The organism is Thioalkalivibrio sp. (genome assembly GCF_041690275.1).
Taxonomy (GTDB): Bacteria; Pseudomonadota; Gammaproteobacteria; order Ectothiorhodospirales; family Ectothiorhodospiraceae; genus Thioalkalivibrio.
In genome coordinates, this window is record NZ_JAWLHP010000124.1 from 1 (window position 1) to 2,576 (window position 2,576).

Here is a 2,576-nt window from a genome sequence, read left to right on the forward strand (position 1 = left end):
GGAAGGGTCTCGTAGGAGCGGCTTCCAGCCGCGATCAGGCGGCGAGTGCTATCCCCAAACCCGATCGCGGCCGGGAGGCCGCTCCCACGGGGGTTCCGGGAGGGTCTTGTAGGAGCGGCTTCCAGCCGCGATTGGGCGGTGAGGGGATCGCGGCCGGGAGGCCGCTCCTACGGGGGCTTTTCCGGCGATGGGTGGGGGCGGAGGTCCGACCCCTACGGGAGGGCCTTGAAGGCCTCGAGGGCGGCTTCGCGGCTTCGCTTGAGGTCGACGAGGGGGGCCGGGTAGCCGGCGGGTGGGGTGTTCGCGTCGCGCCGCCTTTCCCACGGGCTGTGGATCGCCTCGGCGGGGAGATCTGCCAGCTCGGGGACGTACTGGCGCACGTAGCGGCCGTCGGGGTCGAAGCGTTCGCCCTGGCGCACGGGGTTGAAGATGCGGAAGTAGGGCGCGGCGTCGGCGCCGCTGCCGCCGGCCCACTGCCAGCCAAGGGTGTTCGAGGCGAGGTCGGCGTCGACCAGGGTGTCCCAGAACCAGCGGGCGCCGTGCAGCCAGTGCATGCGCAGGTTCTTGGTGAGCAGGGAGGCCACGATCATCCGCGATCGGTTGTGCATCCAGCCGGTCTGCCAGAGTTCGCGCATCGCGGCATCGACGATGGGGATGCCGGTCCGTCCGCGCTGCCAGGCGCGCAGTTCCTCGGCCGACTCGCGCCAGGGGAAGTGCTCGAAGCGCGGGTTCAGTGGCGCGTCGGTGGTGTGCGGGAAGTGATACAGCAGGTGGTGCCCGAATTCCCGCCAGCCCACCTCGCGGACGAAGTGCTCCGCACCCCCGGAATCCAGGCTGAGCCCCGCCTCCTGCAGCGCCCGGACGATCTGCCGGGGCGAGATCTCCCCGAAGTGCAGATGCGGCGAGAGCCGCGAGGTGCCGTCCTGGTCGGGGCGCTCGCGCGTCTTTCCGTAGTCGTGCACGGTCTCCTTGATGAAGCCCTCGAGCCGCGCCATGGCGCCGTCCTCGCCCGGCGTCCAGGTCTCGGCCAGCCCCTGGTCCCAGCGGGTCCGCGGCAGCAGGCCGAAGGACGCCAGCGATTCCGCGTGCGGCCATCGCGCGGGCGGTGCGAGGCGCTCGGGCGTGATCACCGGGGCGGCGTTGTCGATGCCGTGTGCCCGGCAGGTCTTCCAGAACGGCGAGAAGACCTTGTAGGGGTTGCCGGCGCCGGTCGCGATCTGCCACGGCTCGTGCAACAGCGCGGCATTGAAGCTGGTGGCGGTCAGGCCCTCTTCACGGAGGGCCTTTTTTATGTCCGCGTCGCGGCGGATCACCGCCGGTTCGTAGAGCCGGTTCCAGAAGATCGCGTCCGCGCCGGTCTCGCGGGCGAGCGCGCGCAGGGTGTCGAGGCTCGCGCCCCTGCGCAGGATCAGGCGGCTCCCCCGGTTCTCGAGGGTCGCGCCGAGGTGCGCAAGGCTGTGGTGCAGCCACCAGTTCGACGCGGCCCCGGGTTCCCAGGGGGCCTCTTCCTCCGGCGCGTGGATGAAGACCGGAATCACCGGCTCGCCCCGCTCGGCGGCGGCGGCCAGCGCCGGCTGGTCACCCAGGCGCAGGTCGCGGCGCAGCCAGACCAGGGTGGCGCCCATCAGCGCGGGCGCACCATCGGGCGCACCGCGGTGAAGCCCCCGTCCACCGGCAGGACCTGGCCGGTGATCCAGCTCGCGTCCTCGGACAGCAGCCAGGCCGCGGCACGGGCCTGGTCCTCGGCCCGGGCGTAGCGGCCGAGCGGATACTGCGCGGTGATCTGCTCTTCCGCCCCCTTGGCGGCGAACAGGCGCTCGGTGGCGCCGGTGCGGGTCAGCCCCGGCGCGACGCCGTTGACGCGGATCCGCTGTGCGCCGTAGCTCGCGGCCGCGGCCGGTACCAGGCTGGCGATACCGCCCTTGGCGGCCGCGATCGCCTCGTGGTTGCCGACCCCGATCAGCGCCACCACGGAACTGAACAGCACCGCCGCCCCGGACGAGTCCTTGGCCTTCAGGCGGTGCTGCAGCCAGGCGCGCAGGGTGAAGAAGGCGCTGTCGAGGTTGGCGCCGAGGCATTCGCGGTACTGGGCGTCGGTGGTGCGGTGCAGCGGGGAGAGCAGCGTGGTGCCGGCGCAGTGGGCCAGCTGCGTCGGGGCCTCGCCAAGGCCCTCGGCGGCGGCCGCCATCGCGGCACTGGCTCCCTCGGACTCGCTGACATCGGCCTCGATGGCGATCGCCTCAAGCCCCTTCGGCAGGCTCGCGATGACATCGTCGAGTCGGGCCTGGTCCCGGCCGACCAGTGCGACCCGGTAGGCGGCGGGGTCGATCGTGTGGAGCAGGGCACTGCCGACGCCGCCTGCGGCCCCGGTCACGACGAGCGTTTGCTGATGCATGGAACGTTCCTCAGGTTGTCGGTGGCGGTGGCCATGTTCGGCCCGCGGAAGCGCCTGTTTCGCTCAGGGGGCTCCACTGGGCCCGATCCCGGGGAGCTCGTAGGAGCGGCTTCCAGCCGCGATGCGGCGTTGGGGGAGGTGCCCGGGGCCAATCGCGGCCAGAGGCCGCTCCCACAAGGCC

The 2,576-nt window shown here is 72.3% G+C and carries 2 protein-coding genes; both read right to left on the reverse strand.

What is annotated here, in order from left to right; translation table 11 throughout:
- Positions 1-212: 212 nt before the first annotated feature.
- Entirely contained in the window at positions 213-1,625 is a 1,413-nt protein-coding gene (locus ACESMN_RS13640) for a cryptochrome/photolyase family protein (RefSeq protein ID WP_373054154.1), read from the reverse strand.
- A complete protein-coding gene (locus ACESMN_RS13645) occupies positions 1,625-2,395 on the reverse strand; it encodes an SDR family NAD(P)-dependent oxidoreductase (protein WP_373054155.1) in 771 nt (256 codons plus the stop codon). Before ACESMN_RS13645 ends, ACESMN_RS13640 begins: the two co-directional genes overlap by 1 nt.
- Between the last annotated feature and the right edge of the window lie 181 nt (positions 2,396-2,576).

Bases quoted from the DNA above. Each gene is read 5' to 3' on its own strand.
- ACESMN_RS13640 (WP_373054154.1), bottom strand. From the start codon at position 1,625: ATGGGCGCCACCCTGGTCTGGCTGCGCCGCGACCTGCGCCTGGGTGAC.
- ACESMN_RS13645 (WP_373054155.1), bottom strand. From the start codon at position 2,395: ATGCATCAGCAAACGCTCGTCGTGACCGGGGCCGCAGGCGGCGTCGGC.